The following is a 19,846-nucleotide window of genomic DNA, read 5'->3' on the forward strand; positions in this document are numbered from 1 at the left end:
AATCCTGTCGAGTGCACCATACAAACAAAAAGCCCGCCGAGTGCGGGCTTTTTGCCGTCTGGAGTTTGTGTCGGACTTTATCTTTTTCTCCTTCCTCATGTGTTTTCCATTCAAGCGGCGGCGTCGCAGTTCTTAGATGCAGCCAATACTCAGCTTTGGCTCGCAAGCGCTTGTTCTTTCCAGTTTTTTGACGTTAAAGACGGCCGGGCGGTGTATCATTGCGCCCGTCAGCCCCGCCGGGGCTTGTGGAATACCTCCATGGACTTACCCAGTAGTTACTCAGTACCCCGCTTTACCAATCATGAATTGACTGATTGATCCTTCCGGCGTGCCCCGCTGCTGGGAGTGGAGTTCGCCTATGACCGAAGTAGAAGTAAAGAAAACACAAGACAGCCTGCAGGATCGCCTGGCTCAAGTCATCGAGCTGCTGCAGCGCCAGCGCGTGGTCGAAGACCTTACCCGTCGCCAGGAAGGTCCTAACCACGACCGCGTTGAAAACCTGGTCCACCGGCAAAACCTCGTCGAGTTGCAACGCAAACTCGATGACCTGCACTCCGCCGACGTTGCCTACATTCTCGAAGCGTTGCCGCTCGATGATCGACTGACCCTCTGGCAGTTGGTCAAGGCTGACCGCGACGGCGACATCCTGCTCGAAGTATCCGATTCGGTTCGTGAAACCCTGATCGCCGACATGGACGATCACGAGCTCCTGGCTGCGGCCAAGGAGATGGATGCCGACGAACTGGCTGACCTCGCCCCTGAGTTGCCCCGTGATGTTGTCCATGAGCTGATGGAAGCCCTTGATGGCCAACAGCGTGAGCGCGTGCGCTCCGCGTTGTCCTATGACGAGGATCAGGTCGGCGCCCTGATGGACTTCGAGATGGTCACCATTCGCGAAGACGTCAGCCTGGAAGTGGTTCTGCGTTACCTGCGCCGCCTGAAAGAGCTGCCTGGCCACACAGACAAACTGTTCGTGGTCGATTACGAAGGCATTCTCAAGGGCGTGCTGCCGATCAAGCGGCTGCTGGTCAACGATCCGGAAAAAAGGGTTGCTGACTTGATGGCCAGCGATACCGTGAGTTTTCACCCAGACGAAGACGCCTACGATGCGGCCCAGGCCTTCGAGCGTTATGACTTGATCTCGGCGCCTGTGGTCGACAAGAACGGCAAGCTGATCGGCCGTCTGACCATCGACGAGATCGTCGACCTGATTCGTGAAGAGAGTGAAACCGAAGTCCTCAACATGGCGGGTTTGCGTGAAGAGGAAGATATTTTTGCCTCGGTCTGGCGTTCGCTGCATAACCGCTGGGCTTGGCTGGCCGTTAACCTGATTACGGCGTTCATCGCCTCCCGTGTGATCGGGCTATTTGAAGGCTCCATCGAAAAGCTGGTGGCGTTGGCGGCGTTGATGCCTATTGTGGCGGGTATCGGCGGTAACTCCGGCAACCAGACCATCACCATGATCGTGCGCGCCATGGCGCTGGATCAGGTGAGTACCGCCAACTCTTCTCGGCTGCTGCGCAAGGAGCTGGCCGTGGGCCTGATCAATGGCCTGGTGTGGGGAGGCGTGATTGGTGTGGTGGCCTACTTGCTGTATGGCAGCTGGTCGCTCGGGGTGGTGATGACCGCCGCCATGACGCTCAATCTGTTGCTGGCCGCACTGATGGGGGTGCTGATCCCCATGACCCTGGCGCGCCTCGGTCGTGACCCGGCCATGGGCGCCAGCGTGATGATCACGGCCATGACTGACAGCGGTGGCTTCTTTATCTTCCTGGGCTTGGCGACGATCTTCCTGCTCTGACCTGTCTCCCCTGCGTTGGGGGCCCCGCGATCTGCGGGGCCCCAACGCAGCCTCGCTTGCGCTCGGCAGCTGCTACGGCCCAAAACTTGGGGCTGCCCGGTGAGCGTCAAGACGGTATCTGCGTGATAACTCGGTCGAGGCCTCTCTAAATTTCAGGCAAAAAAAAGCCAGCACATGGCTGGCTTCGGCTTTCAGTTGCAGATCAATTGGCTTCTGCGGCCGCCTCGACGTCGTGCGCGATAAGCGAGACGAGGGCATTTTGCTGGCGGTGGGAGAGCTGACGAAAACGCTGCAGCAGTTCGCGTTCGTGCAGCGACAGCTCAGGGCTGTCCAGGCGAATGCTTAGCTCGTCACCCAGCGCACCTTCCTGAATAAGGCTCTGTTCCAGGCGCGCGATGATTTCGGAGTTCATGCTGCGGTGATGATTGCGAGCCACCTCGGCAATGCGTTCCCGCATTCCGTCTGGCAGACGTACGACGAACTTGTCAGCCGTACGGCTGGAATAAATTGCCTGTTTCAATGGGCGCATATATTTAACCGGTTAGTTCAGGGGAGCGGTTTTTGGAATTGGCCGCAAGCGATGAGAGTTAAGACAAGACTCACGACCAAAGTTCAACCCGAATTGCAAAGAGGCCGCATCATGCCTCAGATTTGCCAGTTCCTTGGCGTCAATTCTGTGACAAATATTGAACTGCCTAAAGGCTTTATGCCAGCACTCATTTGCATTTTTGCGGACTGGTTGGAAAACTTTTCCACGAAGGAGGGTCGATACTCGATCATCCCGCAGGCCGGGCCGCAACGGGGTTTTGAGGCCGCATATGGTATAGCAAAGTGGCCTTTTGCCCTTGTGTTAAGACTAGTGGCAATTTGCCGATTTACTAGGGCGAGGCGACATAAGGTAGGGCGAGGGGGAAGGGGATCAGCGCAAAACCGGGTCGAATTTGATGCGGCGACCCATAACCAGGCTTAGCAGCAGAAGGCTTGCGCATACACCGCTGGCGATCAGTGCGCTGAGTTGAGTGTCTTGGGAGTCCGCCGCTAAACCATAGGTTCCGGTCGCGGTGGTCAGGCACAGAAACAGCCAGGCAGACTTGGTCATTCGTGGTTTCCTCAGAAAACCCAGTGTTCAGAGGCCGGGGCGGCCTGGGTACCTTGTGCCAAGCGTACCGGCGATTGCGCATTGGGCGTCATGACTGCCAGTTGCGGGCGTTGTTGCAGGTGATGCGGCACCGCTTGGCTGATCTGAGCCGGGTCATTGCTGCCGGTCGACTGAAAGTGGAATGTCACCAGCGCCGCCAGGGCAACGGCGTTAAGGGTTAACAGAAGGGCACTGTTCATGGTCATGTTCTCCGCTTAACGCCGTGGTTGAAAGGGTGTTGTATGGAGAAGTATTGCAGGTCTCGTGCCAATCTATTAATTCAATAAAATCAATGGCTTGAGACTTATTTTAAACGTCGGTAGGTTGCAATTTGCAATGCGGGTATTTTGGGGGAGTGCATTTTGCACGATTGTGCGAAGTGCCCGTATTTATGGGGCGAAATGGCAACTATCCGGCTGCATCTCGTCCTACACTCAAAAAGCCCACGGACGACATGACAAAACCGACCTCGGCCGTTAACATGCACGCCGTCCGTCGCAATGCCACTGGCACGACGGCTGTCATAAGTCCCAGTAGCTCAATTGGATAGAGCATCCCCCTCCTAAGGGGAAGGTTGGCCGTTCGAACCGGCCCTGGGACACCATATAAATCAACGCCTGTAACCACTTTTGGCTCACCACTGCAATTTCCGTGACAGCAGGGTGGCAGCGAGCGGTGTTAAATTAGCCCCACTCAGGCATACCTGATGGGGCTTTTTAGTAACTCATATCAGGGAGCGGTATGGATAATCTGACGGGCTTCGCATTGAGTGTGCTCAGTTCCGCAGGGGTGACCACCGCTTTGCTGGTGGCCCTCGGGTGGCTTTTGAGAAACTGGATTGGTGAAAGGTTGAAGGCCGGTATCAGGTTCGAATATGCCGATCGGCTGGAAAAGCTAAAAGCAGTGCTTAAAGACCAGGGCGACGCCCAACTCGCAACATTGAGGTCAGAGCAAGATCGACAGGCTGAAAAGCTCAGGATTGCATCTGCTTCCTTTTCTGAGGTTCAAAAAGCGACGATAGCGCGCAAAATCGATGCAGTAGACTCGCTTTGGGCGACTGTGGTGGCTTCTAAGAAGGCAATGCCTACGGTTTTCCATCTCCTGGACCAATTCAACTTTTCTGAATTGAAAGGCGATGGAGTCACCTACCTCCACAAGCTCGCTGACGAGCTAGACCATGATGCAGTCTTGGCTTTGGTAACTGCCCTCTATGGCGACGTCCAAATTCTCAGGCCGCATTTGGGCGAATACGTTTGGACTCTTTTCTCGTCCTTCCAGTCTATTCTTAGCAGAATCATTTACCTGCTCGCCCTATCCCAAGACGATCCAAACCGGTTCAGTTGGCATCTAGATGATGAGGCTCGAAGGTTAATATCCTTAACCTTCGGCAAAGAGCTTCTACATGAGTTCGATTCTTTAGACCGCTTCAGAATTGAGTGGCTTCGTCACCGTTTTGAGCGGAATCTTCTTGCGGCTACCGAAAAATTGCTGACCGGGCAGGCGTTCAGCCAAGCTGCGCTTGATCAGGCCCAACTCTTAGATGCAGAGCTTTTCAAAGCCTCCGCATTAATGGCTCAAAATCGGGCACTATAAAAGTTCTCGAATCCTTAGCACTGTCGTAGTCGAGCACTGGGCGTGCCGGGCCGTTGCCCTAATTCCCAGGCCCGCGCCTAGAAGTTCTGTCACACGCTTGTGTAGATCTGCGTCAACTGGTCGGCCTTGGTATTTTCCCGCTGCCTTGGCCTTCTCGATACCTTGAGCCTGCCGCTCGCGCCGCTGTTCGTAATCCTTACGCGCAATGGCGGCCATCATTTCCACTAGCATTGAGTTGATAGCCCCTAGCATCCTCCCGGTGAACTCGTCTCCCTTGGTGTCCTGCATTCCCTGGTGGCTGGTAGGCAGGTCGAGTGCAACGATGCGCAGGCCCTTGGAGTCGATCGCAGCCTTGAGCTTTTGCCAGTCCTCCACAGGGAGGCGGGAGAGGCGGTCTATCGACTCCACTAGCAGCACGTCGCCCTTGCGCGCATCTTTCAGCAGGCGCAGCAACTCCGGCCGGTCGGCGTTAGCGCCGCTGGCGTTCTCCAGGTAGACGCTGGCGATGACCTTGTTATGGTCGCTGGCGAACTGTTCAAGCGAGGCCCTGGCGCGGCCGGCGTCTTGTTCTTCGGTGGAGGCTCGGAGGTATGCGCGGATGAACATGATAGGTGCCTGTATCAGTTAGGGCGTTCTACTAATACTGTTGCACTTTGGGTGTTACTTATCAACCGTAAAGCCCGAAAAAGGCAAAATAAGCCTGTATCTGGATAGGCATACCCTAGAGAGCTTGACATCGAGAAAGGCGCATAGGAGTCTTCGATACTATTAGGAGCTAGGTACGCGCTCAGGGAGAGGGCCTTTGATCTACACGCCAAATCCGCAGCATCGAAGCAGGGCTTTTGCAGGAATTAAGTCCCAATGGACGATCTCACTTCCTGAGGAGCAAGGATGTTTCGAGCTTGCCGCTTCAGCAGACTGGTTCGGAAATGACTGCTATTGGGGTCTAAACGTTGGTGGTGGCTCTGTGCAGCCTATCGGAATAGCGCCCCCGCCCATTGGTTGCCCTCTCCATGTTGCAAAATTTGTGGGTGATTCTCATCAAAATTGGCATGGCTACCCAGTCGCGCACTGGATAGCTCCATGGGATAGGCCTACGGAAGTAATTTTGACTAGTTGGAAGGTGTTCGGGTTTATCTCGAAAGCGCAGATGGCCAAGATACATAGGGGCAAAAAATGCGCTCTGTGAAACTTAGCATACCCGGAAGTTATTGGGATTCTCAAATCTACTCTGGTGAACTTATCCTTTTGGGGGATGGGGGGGAGCTCCATAAAGTTGCCTGGGAGGCATTTATAGATGATATAGCAGATCAACATCTAGAAATTCAGACTGCGATTAGAGTGGCCTTTTCGGATAGTGATTTGTTCTATAACACTAAGGTTCGTAGAATATTGCGCGATCCCCATGTTGAACATCCTATAAAGCTGCAGCTTTCAAGACTTTCTGAGGCTAATTTGCATGCGGAAAACATGCGGTCTCGCGAGTATTGGTCGACACAGACTAGCCCGTTTAACTTTCTCCCTACAGATACAGAAGTTTACTATAACCAATTCTTTGCAGGTGGTAATGAAGGTCTCTATTCATTTCCGCGAACTGCCTCTACTCGTTCAAGAGAGAGCCGGTTACATAAACATCATGACGCAAGTATATTTCAGGTTAAAGCATCCGAGCGGTTTAGCGCGCTGGCCACTGCTGCGGGCACGGACGGGCTATTTGATTTCAGCGTTCCACGAAGCAGTTTTGATTCGCTTGGAAATGCTAGACAGCTCGCCACCCAAGCCTGTAGTGCTTGCGACTGGGCATTTCAAAGCGTAATGGGGTGGACCTCTGAAGACGCGTTCATGGCCAGCTTTAGAGAGGAGAAAGACCCAGGAACTAAGAAGAAGATCCGTGTGTTTGATCGAATTATTGATCAGCAAGAAATCTTCGGATTGAGCGGTGTTGCTGAGCCTGATTTCGTATGGGGCAGCAGAGAGAAGATGTATAAAATATCTGGCGGAGCGATATCTGTCAGCAATTACAACTCTTCCTATAAAGCAGAAAAAAAATCTAATTCTAAGTTTGAATATTTAGGTGGGCAGAACCTCCCATTTGATGGTGATGTTGTATCAACGGGGACTGCACCATTTGGGACTGTCCTGGAAATGGACGACCGTATGATAGTTTTGCGTAGCGACGGGGAAATTGAAGTTTTCACGGGGGAGCCAGTCCATTGGCGAGTTTTTCCACGCTCGGAGCACTACAGCAATCAACTGCATATAATTTATGAGGATTATGTAGATATCATCTCATTTACTCATGATTATTTTGTAAATCAGCAAGAGAAAATTTTTGGTTTTTCCAAGTCTCGTGATGAATGAACCTGGTTAGGATCTAATCTGTATTCTCGGCTTTTTAAACTTTATCTTCGGCGTAAATCGCAGCGCTGATGATAGCGCCTCCTACCCGCCGCTTGCCGTAGCAGAGCGGTACCGGGTTACCGGATGCCGTGGTGTTCTTGGCGCTGCCGAAGGCGTAGCCGGGAGTATTCTCCGGCGCTGCGCTGGTCTTAAGGCCGCCGGCCTGGGGGCTGAGCATTTGGATAACCCCGCCAGCCACGAGCGCAATCCCAGGGGCAAGCGTTGCGCCGTTGGTAAATGCGCTGGCCACGATCAACACGATGCCGACGATGGTCTGGAGTATGCCGGCCCGCTTGCTCCCGGTGATCACTGGAACCACCCTTATTTCCCTGGCCCCGCCGAGAGTCAACTCGGATTCGCCTACGTTCTTCCTGTTGCGGAAAATTGCAAACTCCAGGCCGATAGACCTTGCTCGCGCGATGTCGCTCAGGAAGCCCGGGTGATTCACATCGATTGCCCTTAAAGCCTCCCTGGTATCGCCATGAGCGGACAGGGCATAGGTATGTCGACGGCCATATTTTTTGGCCAGCGAGCCACTGAGTAGAATGGTTGTGCGCGGTGAATATTCGATGGCAGTCATACCCGATCCTCAGCGTAAATAGCAGCGCTGATGATGGCGCACCCCAGCGACGGTGGCCGATACAGAGAGGTACGGGCAAGCCCGATGCCACAGTATTTTTCGCACTGCCAAAAGCATATCCGGGTGTGTTCTCGGGCGCGGCGCTGGACTTCAACCCCTGGGCTTGAGGGCTCAGCATTTGAATCACGCCGCCGGCGACCATACCCACGCCAGATGCAAATAGACCGGCTGATACTGGAGGCGCCCAGAACGTGAAGAATGAGGCTGCGATCAGCACTGCGCCGATGACGGTTTGCAGAACTCCAGAGCGTTTGCTGCCTACGATCACAGGGGCAATGATGATGTCGCCTTTGCCTTGAAATCCAAGCTCACCCTCACCGATATTTTTCTTGCCTCGAAAGACCGCGAACACGAGCCCGCGAGACTTTGCGTTAGACAGAAACCGTTCAAACCCTGGGATCTGCACTGACAGTGCTTTGATGGCCTCGGCCGGCGTGCGGACGGAGAACTGGTAGGACTTACCGAACTGCCGTAGCTGTCCGCACAGCTTGATGGTGGTGAGTGGGGCGTATTCAATTGCTATAGCGGCCATGGGGCCTCCTATGGATTGGTGGAAGGGGCTGGAAGCCCAAGGCGAATGGCGAGCACAGCGCGCGACATATGCGCTTGATCGATGGTCAACTGCTCCTGGCGCGGGTCGTAGTTCCACACCCGGTTGTAGATCGCATCGCTGGCCCGGGCGCCTCGGAATGTCCCCCTCAGCAGGTCGGCGGAAACCCTGGCCTCTTCCTCAGTGAAGAAGGGGCCGTCGACTGTGACTTGTTGGCCACCACTGACGTGCTGGACCTCCCACACCGTGTAGCCGGCGTCCGGCCCCTGGATCAGTTCGTAGGGTTTGAATTTCTGCGTTTTGCACGCTTCGGTAAAACGCTCTTGAAAGGTCATGTCTTCACACTCACAGAGTCTGCCGTTGATCGGCGCTACCAATACTTGCGTAGCGCACGGAGGGGCAGTTAGGCCGCTTCGGATTGATCAGGAGACGATTTTGCGGTGGTGCGAGTGGGCATTTTCGCCAGCCATTCGCGAAGTGCTTCGGAGCCCTCACAGCCCGATCGCCACTTCTCAAACCGGCCGGTGTACCCATTCGAATTGGCGACCATACCGCTCAGTGCGACACCAGCATTGGAGGCGGTGGCCAGCACGTCATCGTAGATCGCTAGCATCTGCTTGAGGCCTTCGATGTCTTCGGCGCGCGACGCGGCAATTCCTGCGCGCGAAAGGCTGTCAGCCGCCTCTGGCGATAGCCCGGAGAGCATTGGATTTGCCCTGAGCACCGCCTCTACAACGTCGGGATGACTACCTGCACGCGCCTCGGCGACTAGTCGCTGACGCTCTTCCGGCTTGAGGCCTCGCACGATGGCTCGTAGCTCCTGATCGGCCAGGAAACCAACAACGTCCGAGCTAGCGCGCGGCGTGACCGCGGCAAAGCCGCTGGCCACTGTTTGAGCCAACGTGAGCATATCTTTTGCTGCCTTCTCCATTGCAGGCATCAGGGCAGGGATGATTCCATCAATCTGCTCCTTGCCCTTGCGCTCGATGGCTGCGGCGTTGAGGTCCTTGTTCTCGCGAATCGAGAGAATTTCTTCTCCAAGGTCCTTGAACGCCTCTAGCGACAAGCCCTGCAAATGGCGAACAGACTTCAGCAAGCCACCTGCCTGCCAGGTGCCTTTGGTGCCATCGGGTCGCTGAATATTGAATGTTCTTGCCTCTACCTGGGAGTGCTCGTATTCGGAGTAATGGAGGTTGGCCAAGCCAACTTTGAGGACGGATCGTTTACCGATTTTCATTGGGTTACCTTTTGATTGTCTGGTCGTGGTTCGGCCGTTTTTCGGTCTGAGGCTTCGCTCAGGATCTCGAATAGGGGCACGCTCTCTTGGGTGCCGCCGCCGGCTGCCGCGGCGTGCAACTCGTTCATAAGGGCGCTTATCTCTCGCACGTCGCGATTGAACTGAGTGAGCCCGGATTGCTGACGCAGCTTGGCCACCTGGCTACGGATGTTCATGGCGGGCCTCGAGGATCAGCCGGTACTGTTCGGCGACGTGATTTTTGATGTCTTGCCCGTCAGCCAATGGCGGGAAGATCCAAGCGCCAGCGCTTGGGAATGGCCGCATATCCATCACACCTACCGGAGCGGGACGGCGGAGGCTTTCAGTTGAGCGGACGTGGAGAATGAACGCCTCTGCCAGATTGGCCGCGTCATAGCTGTTCATGGTGCACAGTGGGAAGTGCATGACCGTCTGTACGCCGAGGACGGGATAGTTGAAGGAGTGGCCCACTGTCTCGGGGTAATCCATCTCCCCCTCAACCGCGTCAACCCTGCAGTCCACCACCGTCAACATAACGAGCACTGTCTCTTCGTCTTCGTTGCCGATCTTCTCTGCAATTCGCTTGAGCTCGGCCCGCATCCACTTAATGCTCATTGCCGCATTCCCTCCATCTGTTCGCGGAGTTCTTCGACGGCCTTCTGTAGCTCGGCAACCTCGATGACTCGGGCAACAGCGCCTAGCCCTTCGATCAATGCCTTGCCCTGGTCGGGCGGTAGCTCGCCGGCGGCAACTGCGCGAAGGATTGATTTGGCTGCGCTGGGCAGGTCGGTGTCGTCCAGGTCGAAGCACACTGTCTCGGCAGTTGGCTTGATTGGCGGTACCAGGCGTTCAAGGATCAAGCGGCAAGCCTGCATATCGCCCTTCTTGGCCGCTGTCAGAACCTTCTTTGTCACGGCGTCTGCACCTTCCGCGAGTCGGGCGCGCAACTCTTGCGTCTGGCCGGATCGGCCGCCGGGATTACCTGACTGCCCCGGCTTCCATTTGCCGGCCTTATCGCGATCAGTCATGCGGTGGGCGATTCCATAGCGATGACCGGTTTGTTTTCAGCGAGCGCTATCAGCAGGGCGGATGCTTGAACGCTTCCGTCGGCTGCGGCTTCGCGAAGGCGGCCCCAGGCGGCAGCAACTTCGGAGCGAGTTGGTTTGTGCTGGCGTCCTCGGGCGGGCTTAGCTGTGTTCATAGGTGCGGCCTCGAATGGAGTTTTGAGTGGCTCAAAAACTCACATTAGGCATGATCTGATCATTTATCCAGTGCTTTTTAGGTGCACTCTAGGTGATACACATAACCGGATTAAACGGGACTGAAATAGTTGGTTTGCGGCGGATTGAGAGGGGGATTTTTGTTGCAGTAAGTCGGTGGTAGGCAAAGTGATACGCAGCCGGGTTTTCGGCTAAGTCCGATCTCAGATTGAGGATTGAGCGGGGAGGGACGAATTACCGTTTTGGGATGCCAGGTTGCGCGCCACGTTTTGCGAGATATGAAAACGTGGCGCGGATTTGATGCGTCCAAGTTTGGAACGATCTCACCCCGGCTGGAGAGTACCCATGGCTCAAAGGTAAGCCATGATCACAATTGGATCGAGCCTGTTCCAGCCTGCTGTCAGGATGTACTTTCCTCACTCCGGTCCCTAATAGCTCCGATGGCAATAAGTTCTGTAACAGCTGCTGGAGGAATCAGTGTGTCTTCATTGCCGACGTGTTCTGCCAATCTCAAAAACCATTCATATTTAGCGGCGTGCTCGGGATACTTCGCTAAAAGGCTACTAACTCGGTTTTTTGCCGATAAAAACCAGTACGGGTTAAAAGGGTTTACTACGTTGAACCCGTCGAAGTGTAAGAGGGGAGCCGCAAATGGACCATCACGAAATCTCTTATACCATTCACCTAGTGGCACCTCTACCTCAGGTGATAGAACGACACCAGGTACCCTAATCGTTGACTCGAGACGCACAGCTCTTACCAAGGCATCACTGACGACGAATAAGTTGCCATTGGTACGATCCTCCCAATACTTACCGTATGAGATGCCTCCTCGGATTAGCCAGTCTTGCGCAAGAGTGGCGAACCATAAGGCTTGCACAGCGTACAGAAGCGGCGGGAGCTCATCGCAGACGATCAGAATTGAATCGGAGTAAACGGAGATATTGGCTTTTTCAGGAAATGGCCAGTCCGATATCCGCGCACTGAGCTCTTTGTAAAGGCGGATCGTGTGTTCGAAATCATTCTCAACTGCGTGAGAAAACCCAAGTACGTCACAGAAGGCGACATACTTATTGGGGATTACATCATCATCCTGAGGCTGGTCCGGTTGTTCCATAAAAGTGCCTTTCCTCGTTGGCCTTGACGTACGCTTAATTAGGGGCGCAAAACAGTTCCTGGCAAGCTTGCGATAGCTTCAGCCTCTGGCATCACGTCCCGGCTCGTCCTCTGCGACTCGAAACCGCCAATACCTATCTGGCTTCACCCATACCACGTTATCAGGCGTCAGATTTCGGAAGGCAGTTAGCACCGCTTTACCTATCGCTTGGTTGCCATCCGCGTTCTCGGTCAGCAAGCGCTCGTGCTTTGCTTTCACCAGATAGTCAACGACGTCATCTTGGTAAAGGCAATCTTCTCGCTGAATTTGTTCTAGCATCCAGGCGGCCACGGAGTTCGCGTCCATTTACTCCTCCGCTTTCTTAACCGGCTCGATCGTATCGACGTGGAACACACCCCTCTCTAGCTTTTTCCCCGCGAACCACTGACAGCTAAGGTGCGCCCTTTCCAACGAATAGACGGTCATATCAGGCCCGCCGGACTTAAGTTTTACAATGTTTCCTATTACGAACTGATCGTTGCTCATAGTCATTCCTTTGATTGTTAGATAGCTGATCACAAGATACCTATGATCTCAAAGAGCCACAATGCTGACGACCCTAAGCGAGCGTCGCTGGGTGTGCGGAAGACTTCCACAATTGAGGGGGCGTGGTGACGATTCGCGGTATTCGGCCACTTCTTCACTTATGCGGAAGGACCAAACAGGCCATCTGATCCGAGTCGGCTCATTCGGTCTGTCTCGCAGTACTCGGAAGGCGTACCGAGAAAATCGGAACCACTCCCGATCTGCCAGATGGACCAAGCCGTCTCAGTGAGACCAAAACGTCACACTCAACGAAATTTTACTGATGGTGACCGGAGCGCCGCAAACTTTTATTGGAGATGGCATGGTCGAGACTACGGAGTTCCGGTATTGGTTTTGACCTGGCGCTCGCGCACAATGGATTTTTCAAAGGGGAGCAAGGTTGAAATGGCACTGACACAAGAGCAGGAGGCATTTGCGGTTAATCTTATTGAGGGGGCTCTGAGTGTATTTGAGAATGCGGATCGGCTTTTCTATGAGGCGGGTGTTTTGGCTGATGTTGAAGCATTTCCTAGAGCGTATCTATTACACCAAATTTCACTTGAAGAGTGCGGGAAAATTGAAATATTAAGTGCCGCAGTCGTCTCCTGTTTAACTGGCGAAAATGTGGATGTGAAATCACTTGCTAAGGTTTTTAGGCGGCACGAAAGCAAGAATAAAATGAATGCGTACTTTCTTCCTCGTTCGGAGGGTGAAGTACTTGCAGAGAAGAATGCTGATATTGCAGCATCGATGACTGCTTTCAAAGCGGTTCAAGAAGAGTTTCACAAAGAATCAAATCGATTAAAAAATTCTTCGTTGTATGTTGACTTTGATGGTGAGTTTACTTCTCCACAGAATGTAATATTCAAAGGCGATTATGAAAAAATTCGTTCCCAAAATGCTGACTTTATGGGACTTACCGATCTTAAAGTGCAAATGTTATCAAGGTGGAAGGGCGATCTTCCCTCAGCCGTTAGGGAGATCCAAGAGGTTTGTAGATTGCTACCTGTAGATAGGCCGGAAGGGAAGTCATTGGCCGAAACTCGTGAGGAGATGTGGGAGGGTATAGAGAACGCATTTTTGGGGCGCAGGAAAGATGGAGTAGAGAAGTGAACTGACTTTTTGTTTCGCTGTAATCGAATTTGGAAGCCAAGGGAGAGATTGGCGATCTTTCCCTGGTAGGACTGCGGTTTTATTGTAGCCTGAGGAGGACAGGGGTCTACCTATTTCGAATCTTGGTTACCCACTTTTGGGGTATGTGATTTTTTGTGAAATAACTGTGTGACTTTTTTGCTGTAAGTCCAAGTGGAAAGAGTTTTTTGAGCCTCTTCAAATTCTGTTAGGTGGACCCAATAGTCTCTGTGGTGCGCCTTATTTGGGGACTCGATTATATCTTCTATAATTGCTGCTAGCTTTTCAAGCGCGTGTTTTCGACGGTAGAGCTCCACTACACAGTGGGCCTCAATTTCATCGGTAATCTGCTGATTGATCGCTGTGTTGTCTCTATTTAAAGCCACGGACCATTGTCCGTGAGCTAATTTATTTCGTATTAAACTTGGGTCAAAAATATACTGCTCAATCATCGCCGAAAGCTTCTGTAGAACATTGGGGCCGTGATTGCTTTTGGCTCCTCCAACGTGCTGCATTGCCAGTTCCGCGCATTTGATCCAGCCTGCTTTCACCCCATGTCTATTCGTAACAGTTTTAACTTGATCGATTTCCACGATAGATAGTCCATAAGGCGTATGGATTAACTTCGAGAAAAGAGATTCTGCGAGCGCGCAGTAGACCAAAGCAAGAAGCTTTGTGGATATTTCAATGGATTTCGTGTTTTTCTGAAGAATTAGGGCGTTGATTTGGCGATTGGTATGTGCCCAAGCCTTTTCTAATTCTCGAACATTGATAGTTTGCGCGTTAAATACCACGACTTTTTGTTGCTCATCCATTGGATGCCCTCAAGGTAGGCAAAGAACACTTGAATAAATGTTCTTTGCCTACCCGGAATCGAACCGGGATCTCTCATTGAGATGTCTTGCCAAATTAGACGATAGGCCCACAGAGATCTAATCATGAAGTGATGGCCCTTGGCTAGCTCTTGTATTATTTAGTTACATAGTGTCGGTGAGCACGCCATCCTGCAATCCTGAGGTCATGGTGAAGGTCGTGAAATTATCACGCAGCAGGGGTTGCGTTACTAGTTACGGAGGCGTAGCTTTGCTTAATCGTAACTAGTCACGGTGGATTGAATGTCCGACAAAACGAAAGTCCCTCGCTCAGCAGCGGCTAGGCAGCGCGATTACAAGGAGCGGCAGCGATCGGCAGGCTTTAGGTTGACAGCGCTGTGGATTCACACTGAAACGGAGGAGGAAGGTAAGCAAGCGGCACGTGACGGCAAGCCACTCAAGCCAATAGGTACGAAAGACCCAATGAGCTGGGCGGCGGGCTGGATCAGCGAGAAGGGTAAGCAGTAGGTGAACGGATCGTTCACCCCTGGCGATCAGCTGAGAAATTAGCGGATCAGGTCGATGGTCCTAACTTGGACCATCTCAGAATAGGTGCCAAGCCGCTGCGCTAACAGCGGCCTGGCTATCACACGACGAAGCTTAGAGGCACACGTCATGCAACTTTATCAAAATATCAGTAACGCCCTGAAAGGCCAAGATAAGTCCGAATTTGAAGGGGAGGGCTCGGCACGCATCGAGGCGGAAGACTCTAGTGTCTTACACCTGCCACTCTTCACCGAGAAGCAACGAACCTTAGTGGTTGAGCTCATTCTCGCAGAGCGGCGTTACGCTACCCGGTGGTGGACGCACCTTAGCGAGTTGCGGCGGCGCAAGGAGCTCCCTGAGTGGGTTGCGGCTGACATTGGCACTCATGATGAGCATGACCGTCTGCTTGAGAGTAGGAAGGCAGTCAATCAGGCTCTGTTCGGCTCGGATGACCTGGGCGGCGATCAGCAATACCGCACGGTGGTGCTGGAGTAGGGCTGATAAGCAACGAAACCTTTGCAGCATCAAGGGCACTACCCCGAAACAGGGTGGTGCCCTTTTTCATTTGTTGGCGGTCGGTGCCTTCTCAGCAAAGCAGATCAGGTCGAACTGTATGCCTCCAACCACTCATCAACACTCTGCTCCTGGGGTGGCTTAAGGGTTTGTATGGGGGAGCAAATACTTATCTTGTTACCGTACTCCCTTATTACCTTGTTTCCGTGGTTTTCAGCGCACGTAGTTGAATTCGGCTGAAACCCTTGTTGCTCGTGGTCTGTAGCAGTTTCATTGTGCCCTGAGATTGTGCCCTCCTTGTGTCCTCTTTGTGACTTAGTTGTGCCCTCCTTGTGCCCTAGAATCGCCGATCGAGCTTGATCAGCAGCGATGGTCGCGTGCCGGATTGACTGCACGTCAAGGCGCTCATTGGTTACGCTGCCCGTCAGTAAGAAACTGGATAGCTTGCCCATGCATTTGTGGAACCGCTGCATCCGATCTGGCATCTGCAAACCCATGGACGCCCAGAACTTGTAGAAGTGGCTTCGTTCACCTACGCGGAACTCGCCAGCAGGAAGAGGACCACCGGCCTTGCCGCCCGCCGTGGTCCGCTTTCGAGCCAGGTCCACGTTGAATATGGCGTATGCGGGTTCACCTGTGATCACCGATGCGAAAATTAGAGTCAGGCCCGCAGCTCTGCGCTTTCCGTAGTGACCAGTGCGGTGTCCCACGTACTCGTAGGCGTCAATGCCGGCCGCAACCAATATCGATCGGCAGATCTCTCGCGCATTGGCATTCATCCATTCAGCCGGCACGGGCCTGCCGCTCGCCGGTTGAATGGCGAGCTGCCCACGCTCAATGCTCACCGCGTCGCCACGGCGAAGTAGTTTTGTGGCTAGGCATTCCACTGAATCGACCTCAGCGTAACTCGGCTGGATAACCAGCGGGCCGAAGCCCACAAGCAGCTCACAGGAAGACGCAAGAGGTCGCCGCAAATCTGCGGAGACCTCTGCGAACTCTGGATTACGACGCTTCGCGCATCAGGATGTATTTCGCGACGCGGTGAGGTGGCCGGCCTGGCTCGGTGGACTGGTGCGTCCAATAGGTGCGGATCTCATGACCCTTTTTCCTGAGGCGGCGGATGGTGTTGGGGGGCTGGACGATATCCAGGTCCTTGGCGGCTTCGATGGTCGATACCGGCCCGTTTCGCAGGGCCTCTATCATCTTGCGGTCTTGCTCAGTTGAAGAATGGCGTGTCATAGTTTGCCCTTCACGTTGGTGCTATCCAGTGTGTTTTCGCTAAGGCGGTGTTCGAGCACCGCCTTGGCAACCTCTCGCGCAGCCATGCGCAACCCCCAGTCCTTATTCTTTTCGCACTTCACCGTGCGCCGACCTTTGCTGCGCGCTCGATAAAAGCCCTCAGCTCGGATGCCAGTGCCAGGCGTCGGCGGCCGATTTTGAAAGTTTTGAGTTCCCCTTGAGCGATCAGCTCGTAGGTGGCTGAGCGCGAGATACCCAGAATGCGGGCAGATTCTTCGACGCTCACCGACAGCGGCGCCATTTGTTGCTGTGCTTGTTCCATGGTGGTCTCCCAAAAAACGAAGCCAGAGAGGCGTCGTGTTTCGCTAGCCTACATCGCGCAAAACTATGTTTGCAAGCAAAAGCTAAATCGACTCGTACTCGCATGGATTGACAGGGGTTTGCGCGTCGCGCAAGCTGTGGCAATAAGGTCAGCTAGGCTGACCTCATCAGAGCAGATGGAAATGTATGGCCACTAAGACAAGTAAGCGGACTGGCGAATCGAGCACCACGGTAGCCGTGGGCATTAGGATTGATCCGAAAATTAAATTTGCTCTTGATATAATGGGCCGACTGCAGAAGCGCTCTCTAACCGCAGTGATTGAATGGGCGATTTCCCAGGCAATTGCGCATCAAAATGTGGACGGTTCGAAAGCTGCGCTTGGTGAGGTAATCGACGGGATTTGGTCTACCGACGAGTCGATAAGGTTTGTAAAGCTCTGTTTTGATTTGCCCCAGGCGCTGACTTACGACGAGCTACGGACGTGGGAAACGATAAAAGTGAGCCCGGTTTTTTGGATTGCGGATGAGGCGGGTTACTACGAGGTCAACCGTGAATCTATATCGTTGGATGCGGTAAGTATGGGGTGGAGTTCTTTGCTCACCCATGTTGAAAAACATAAAATGCACTCTACCGTCGTCCCAATGCGCGATGTCGATTACGTTCCTTTTAAATAAGCTCCACCGCAGCAGCCTTTGTGCCTGGCGCCAGATGTGCATAGCGCAAAGTCATCTTGATATCGGCGTGCCCCAGCAGGTCCCGTACCGTGTTGAGCGGTACGCCGGCCATTACGAGGCGTGAAGCGAAGTCGTGCCGCATATCGTGCCAGCGGAATCCGTCGATCTGCGCCCGCTCCAGCAACTTGAGCCAGGCGCTTTTTACGTCCTCAAAGCGACCGCCGCCCTGACCTGGGAAGACATACGGCGGCTTGCTCACCTGCTTCTTCCAAGCTTCCAGTACACTAATAGTCTCCTTGTTCATCGGGATGTGGCGCGTATCGCTTGTCTTGGTGGTGGCCCCGGCGACTGTGATTGTCTTTGTGTCGAAGTTCACCGCTGACCATTTCAGGTCGAACAGCTCTCCGCGCCTCATACCCGTATTCAATGATACCAACACCATTGGCTTCAGGTGATCGGTGAAGGCCAGTTCCAGCAGGCTTGGCATCGGCTCTCTGTGGCGATCCGTCCGCCATGCGTTTGCACTCTCGCGCTCGGCCCTCATTTCATCCTGTCGAGCGTCCAGGGCAGCGCGTAGACGCTTGGTCTCGTCGGCAGCCAGGTAGCGAATCACCCCCTTTGAATCGACTTTGAGCTGTTTCAGCTTGGCCAGAGGGTGCTCATCGATGTAATCCCACTCGACCGCCCGGCTGAATACTCCGCTGATAGAGCCCATTTTCCGGTTGACCGTGGAGGGCTTGTTGCCGGCCTGCATCCATCCTGTGCGGATCTGCTCCAGGTCTCGTCCGGTGATCGCGTCCAGGCGCTGGGCCATGATTGGGTCGAAGTTATTACTGAGGGTGTGTTGTGTCTTCTCGTGGCCTTTGTGATGAGCTTTGAACCACGGCATATAGGTATCGTCGATGAAATCGCGCAGCGAGGGCAGGGTTGACCCCTTGCGGCCCTGGGCGATGGCCAGGGGCTCGCCGTGGGCGTGCGCATCAGCCAGGTACTGGGCGGCCTCGGTTCGGGCTTGGTCAAGAGTTAGCACGCCGACACGCCCGAGGGTGGCGTTCTTGTTTCGGCCCCAAGTCACCATGTAGGACTTGTGACCGCTGGGCAGTACGCGAATGAAGAAACCGGGTTGCACGGTGTCATGCACGCGGTATGCTTTCGCCTCGGCGGCTAGGCTGCCAATTAGCTTCTGAGTGATTTTGGTTTTCAAGGGTTCGACCGTGACAGCAGGGTGGCAGCAAAAAGCACTATACCGCTCGATGTTCACGGACTCAATGGGACTAAAAGCCCCATTAAACCTGGGCTTGTGGCTGTACCTGTTGGGTCTGAATTGACCCTCCTAAGGGGAAGGTTGGCCGTTCGAACCGGCCCTGGGACACCAGATTCAAAGCCCTGCACAGCCTATTCTGTGCGGGGCTTTTTTGTGCCTGCGCGGTCTTTTCAAACATCAATCGAACCTTGCCGCCGATCAATGTTCACAGCAGGTGCTGCCAGGTATTTTTCGCCACGGTGTACCTCTCACGCCACCCCGCGTCGTCTGAGCTGTTCAAGCAAAATAATCCCCGGAAACAGCTCGTACCGCCTGTCCGGAACCGGCCACCCAGGACTATCATGCCGATAGCCCTGTCTCTCACTGCAAGGAGCCGCTCGGAACGCCGATGCGCCAGATCTGGAAATCTTTTCGAGCCCTTTATTTTGCCTCCTTGATGATGCTGATCGGCTCCGGCCTGCTCAGCACTTACCTGGCTTTACGCCTGGCGGCCGACCATGTCGACAGCCTGTGGGTCGGTGCGCTGATGGCGGCCAACTACTTCGGCCTGGTGCTGGGCGGCAAGATCGGACACCGCCTGATTGCCCGTGTCGGGCACATCCGTGCCTATGCCACCTGCGCCGGTATCGTCGGCGCTGCGGTATTGGGGCACGGCCTGGTCGACTGGTTGCCGGCGTGGATCGTGCTGCGGATGATTGTCGGCCTGGGCATGATGTGCCAGTACATGGTCATCGAGAGCTGGCTCAATGAGCAGGCGGATGCCAAGCAGCGGGGCGTGGTGTTCAGCGGCTATATGATCGCGTCCTACCTTGGGCTGGTGCTCGGTCAACTGATCCTGGTCATGCATCCCCAGCTCGGCCTTGAACTGCTGATGTTGGTGGCGTTGTGCTTTGCCCTGTGCCGAGCGCATTGTTGAGCGCATGGCACGCTTGAAGGTGGGCAATGGCCTGGAGCCGGGTGTACAGGTCGGGCCGTTGATCGATGACGCGGCGGTACGAAAATCCCAGGCGCTGGTGGATGATGCTTTGGCGCAAGGGGCCCGGCTGCTGTCCGGCGGCAAATCCCAT

At 54.2% G+C, this 19,846-nt stretch carries 25 protein-coding genes, 1 tRNA gene and 3 pseudogenes; 10 read left to right on the forward strand and 19 right to left on the reverse strand.

Annotation, left to right across the window (positions count from 1 at the left end; all coding sequences use genetic code 11):
* Positions 1–318, forward strand: a 318-nt coding sequence (locus IQK56_RS30870) for a hypothetical protein (RefSeq protein WP_206691819.1), incomplete at its 5' end; no start/stop codon positions are given.
* A 40-nt stretch (positions 319–358) separates the two neighbouring features.
* Positions 359–1,801 carry a magnesium transporter gene (mgtE, locus tag IQK56_RS12690; RefSeq protein WP_193864025.1) on the forward strand — a complete coding sequence of 481 codons (1,443 nt, stop codon included), beginning with the start codon at positions 359–361 and terminating at the stop codon, positions 1,799–1,801.
* A gap of 202 nt (positions 1,802–2,003) precedes the next feature.
* Here mgtE and IQK56_RS12695 read toward each other — a convergent pair whose 3' ends face one another.
* The 3 genes from IQK56_RS12695 to IQK56_RS12705 all read right to left on the reverse strand — a co-directional run bounded on the left by IQK56_RS12695 (position 2,004) and on the right by IQK56_RS12705 (position 3,139).
* Positions 2,004–2,330: an Arc family DNA-binding protein gene (locus IQK56_RS12695; protein WP_193864082.1), complete on the reverse strand. Its 327-nt coding sequence runs from the start codon at positions 2,328–2,330 to the stop codon at positions 2,004–2,006.
* A 390-nt stretch (positions 2,331–2,720) separates the two neighbouring features.
* On the reverse strand, positions 2,721–2,900 hold the full coding sequence (locus IQK56_RS12700) for a PA3371 family protein (protein WP_150761921.1): 180 nt from the start codon (positions 2,898–2,900) through the stop codon (positions 2,721–2,723).
* A gap of 11 nt (positions 2,901–2,911) precedes the next feature.
* Positions 2,912–3,139 carry a hypothetical protein gene (locus tag IQK56_RS12705; protein WP_150677029.1) on the reverse strand — a complete coding sequence of 76 codons (228 nt, stop codon included), beginning with the start codon at positions 3,137–3,139 and terminating at the stop codon, positions 2,912–2,914.
* 327 nt (positions 3,140–3,466) lie between these two features.
* On the opposite strand from IQK56_RS12705, the gene IQK56_RS12710 reads away from it, so the two are divergent.
* Positions 3,467–3,543 (forward strand) — tRNA-Arg (locus IQK56_RS12710).
* Positions 3,544–3,680: 137 nt separating this feature from the next.
* Complete coding sequence (locus IQK56_RS12715; protein WP_193864083.1) at positions 3,681–4,532, forward strand: hypothetical protein; 852 nt, start codon at positions 3,681–3,683, stop codon at positions 4,530–4,532.
* On the opposite strand, the gene IQK56_RS12720 is transcribed toward IQK56_RS12715, so the two are convergent.
* On the reverse strand, positions 4,527–5,138 hold the full coding sequence (locus tag IQK56_RS12720) for a recombinase family protein (RefSeq protein WP_193864084.1): 612 nt from the start codon (positions 5,136–5,138) through the stop codon (positions 4,527–4,529). The two genes, IQK56_RS12715 and IQK56_RS12720, sit on opposite strands and share 6 nt — an antisense overlap.
* Before the next feature lie 570 nt (positions 5,139–5,708).
* Here IQK56_RS12720 and IQK56_RS12725 point away from each other — a divergent pair.
* Complete coding sequence (locus IQK56_RS12725) at positions 5,709–6,893, forward strand: hypothetical protein (RefSeq protein WP_193864085.1); 1,185 nt, start codon at positions 5,709–5,711, stop codon at positions 6,891–6,893.
* Between the two features lie 34 nt (positions 6,894–6,927).
* Here the strand turns inward: IQK56_RS12725 and IQK56_RS12730 are convergent, their stop codons facing one another.
* From IQK56_RS12730 to IQK56_RS12775, 10 genes and pseudogenes are all read right to left on the reverse strand, one after another.
* A complete protein-coding gene (locus tag IQK56_RS12730) occupies positions 6,928–7,512 on the reverse strand; it encodes a tail assembly protein (protein WP_193864086.1) in 585 nt (194 codons plus the stop codon).
* A pseudogene (locus IQK56_RS12735) lies at positions 7,509–8,104 on the reverse strand (tail assembly protein). Before IQK56_RS12735 ends, IQK56_RS12730 begins: the two are co-directional and overlap by 4 nt.
* An 8-nt stretch (positions 8,105–8,112) precedes the next feature.
* Positions 8,113–8,457: a hypothetical protein gene (locus tag IQK56_RS12740; protein ID WP_193864088.1), complete on the reverse strand. Its 345-nt coding sequence runs from the start codon at positions 8,455–8,457 to the stop codon at positions 8,113–8,115.
* 68 nt (positions 8,458–8,525) lie between these two features.
* Complete coding sequence (locus IQK56_RS12745) at positions 8,526–9,359, reverse strand: hypothetical protein (protein ID WP_193864089.1); 834 nt, start codon at positions 9,357–9,359, stop codon at positions 8,526–8,528.
* The gene (locus tag IQK56_RS12750) at positions 9,356–9,574 is read right to left on the reverse strand and encodes a hypothetical protein (RefSeq protein WP_193864090.1); all 219 of its coding nucleotides are present in this window, start codon (positions 9,572–9,574) and stop codon (positions 9,356–9,358) included. The genes IQK56_RS12745 and IQK56_RS12750 overlap by 4 nt, the downstream gene beginning before the upstream one ends.
* Positions 9,561–9,992: a hypothetical protein gene (locus tag IQK56_RS12755; RefSeq protein WP_193864091.1), complete on the reverse strand. Its 432-nt coding sequence runs from the start codon at positions 9,990–9,992 to the stop codon at positions 9,561–9,563. Before IQK56_RS12755 ends, IQK56_RS12750 begins: the two co-directional genes overlap by 14 nt.
* Positions 9,989–10,405 (reverse strand): DUF5681 domain-containing protein, encoded by a 417-nt coding sequence (locus IQK56_RS12760; protein WP_017529439.1) that lies wholly within the window; start codon positions 10,403–10,405, stop codon positions 9,989–9,991. Before IQK56_RS12760 ends, IQK56_RS12755 begins: the two co-directional genes overlap by 4 nt.
* A 592-nt stretch (positions 10,406–10,997) precedes the next feature.
* On the reverse strand, positions 10,998–11,714 hold the full coding sequence (locus tag IQK56_RS12765; protein ID WP_193864092.1) for a hypothetical protein: 717 nt from the start codon (positions 11,712–11,714) through the stop codon (positions 10,998–11,000).
* A gap of 78 nt (positions 11,715–11,792) precedes the next feature.
* Complete coding sequence (locus tag IQK56_RS12770) at positions 11,793–12,059, reverse strand: DUF6953 family protein (RefSeq protein WP_193864093.1); 267 nt, start codon at positions 12,057–12,059, stop codon at positions 11,793–11,795.
* On the reverse strand, positions 12,060–12,239 hold the full coding sequence (locus IQK56_RS12775; protein ID WP_193864094.1) for a YodC family protein: 180 nt from the start codon (positions 12,237–12,239) through the stop codon (positions 12,060–12,062).
* A gap of 267 nt (positions 12,240–12,506) precedes the next feature.
* Here IQK56_RS12775 and IQK56_RS12780 point away from each other — a divergent pair, with 267 nt between their 5' ends.
* Positions 12,507–13,391: an AbiV family abortive infection protein gene (locus tag IQK56_RS12780; RefSeq protein ID WP_193864095.1), complete on the forward strand. Its 885-nt coding sequence runs from the start codon at positions 12,507–12,509 to the stop codon at positions 13,389–13,391.
* A gap of 110 nt (positions 13,392–13,501) precedes the next feature.
* Here IQK56_RS12780 and IQK56_RS12785 read toward each other — a convergent pair whose 3' ends face one another.
* Positions 13,502–14,224 (reverse strand): hypothetical protein, encoded by a 723-nt coding sequence (locus tag IQK56_RS12785; RefSeq protein WP_193864096.1) that lies wholly within the window; start codon positions 14,222–14,224, stop codon positions 13,502–13,504.
* A gap of 672 nt (positions 14,225–14,896) precedes the next feature.
* Here IQK56_RS12785 and IQK56_RS31150 point away from each other — a divergent pair.
* On the forward strand, positions 14,897–15,262 hold the full coding sequence (locus IQK56_RS31150; protein WP_246500213.1) for a hypothetical protein: 366 nt from the start codon (positions 14,897–14,899) through the stop codon (positions 15,260–15,262).
* Between the two features lie 104 nt (positions 15,263–15,366).
* Here IQK56_RS31150 and IQK56_RS12795 read toward each other — a convergent pair whose 3' ends face one another.
* From IQK56_RS12795 to IQK56_RS12805, 3 genes are all read right to left on the reverse strand, one after another.
* Positions 15,367–16,218, reverse strand: a complete 852-nt coding sequence (locus IQK56_RS12795; RefSeq protein WP_193864097.1) for a hypothetical protein — start codon at positions 16,216–16,218, stop codon at positions 15,367–15,369.
* A gap of 64 nt (positions 16,219–16,282) precedes the next feature.
* Positions 16,283–16,519: a helix-turn-helix domain-containing protein gene (locus tag IQK56_RS12800; RefSeq protein WP_095634341.1), complete on the reverse strand. Its 237-nt coding sequence runs from the start codon at positions 16,517–16,519 to the stop codon at positions 16,283–16,285.
* 118 nt (positions 16,520–16,637) lie between these two features.
* Complete coding sequence (locus IQK56_RS12805; protein ID WP_193864098.1) at positions 16,638–16,841, reverse strand: helix-turn-helix domain-containing protein; 204 nt, start codon at positions 16,839–16,841, stop codon at positions 16,638–16,640.
* A gap of 185 nt (positions 16,842–17,026) precedes the next feature.
* Between IQK56_RS12805 and IQK56_RS12810 the strand changes: the two genes are divergently transcribed.
* Complete coding sequence (locus IQK56_RS12810) at positions 17,027–17,515, forward strand: hypothetical protein (RefSeq protein ID WP_193864099.1); 489 nt, start codon at positions 17,027–17,029, stop codon at positions 17,513–17,515.
* On the opposite strand, the gene IQK56_RS12815 is transcribed toward IQK56_RS12810, so the two are convergent.
* Positions 17,508–18,719 (reverse strand): site-specific integrase, encoded by a 1,212-nt coding sequence (locus IQK56_RS12815; RefSeq protein ID WP_193864100.1) that lies wholly within the window; start codon positions 18,717–18,719, stop codon positions 17,508–17,510. The genes IQK56_RS12810 and IQK56_RS12815 overlap by 8 nt on opposite strands.
* A 448-nt stretch (positions 18,720–19,167) precedes the next feature.
* Here IQK56_RS12815 and IQK56_RS12820 point away from each other — a divergent pair.
* Positions 19,168–19,680: pseudogene (locus tag IQK56_RS12820) on the forward strand (MFS transporter); the annotation flags it as partial.
* Positions 19,679–19,846 (forward strand): annotated as a pseudogene (locus IQK56_RS12825) (aldehyde dehydrogenase family protein); the annotation flags it as partial. The pseudogenes IQK56_RS12820 and IQK56_RS12825, both read left to right, overlap by 2 nt.

The organism is Pseudomonas cyclaminis (assembly GCF_015163715.1).
Classification (GTDB): Bacteria; Pseudomonadota; Gammaproteobacteria; order Pseudomonadales; family Pseudomonadaceae; genus Aquipseudomonas; species Aquipseudomonas cyclaminis.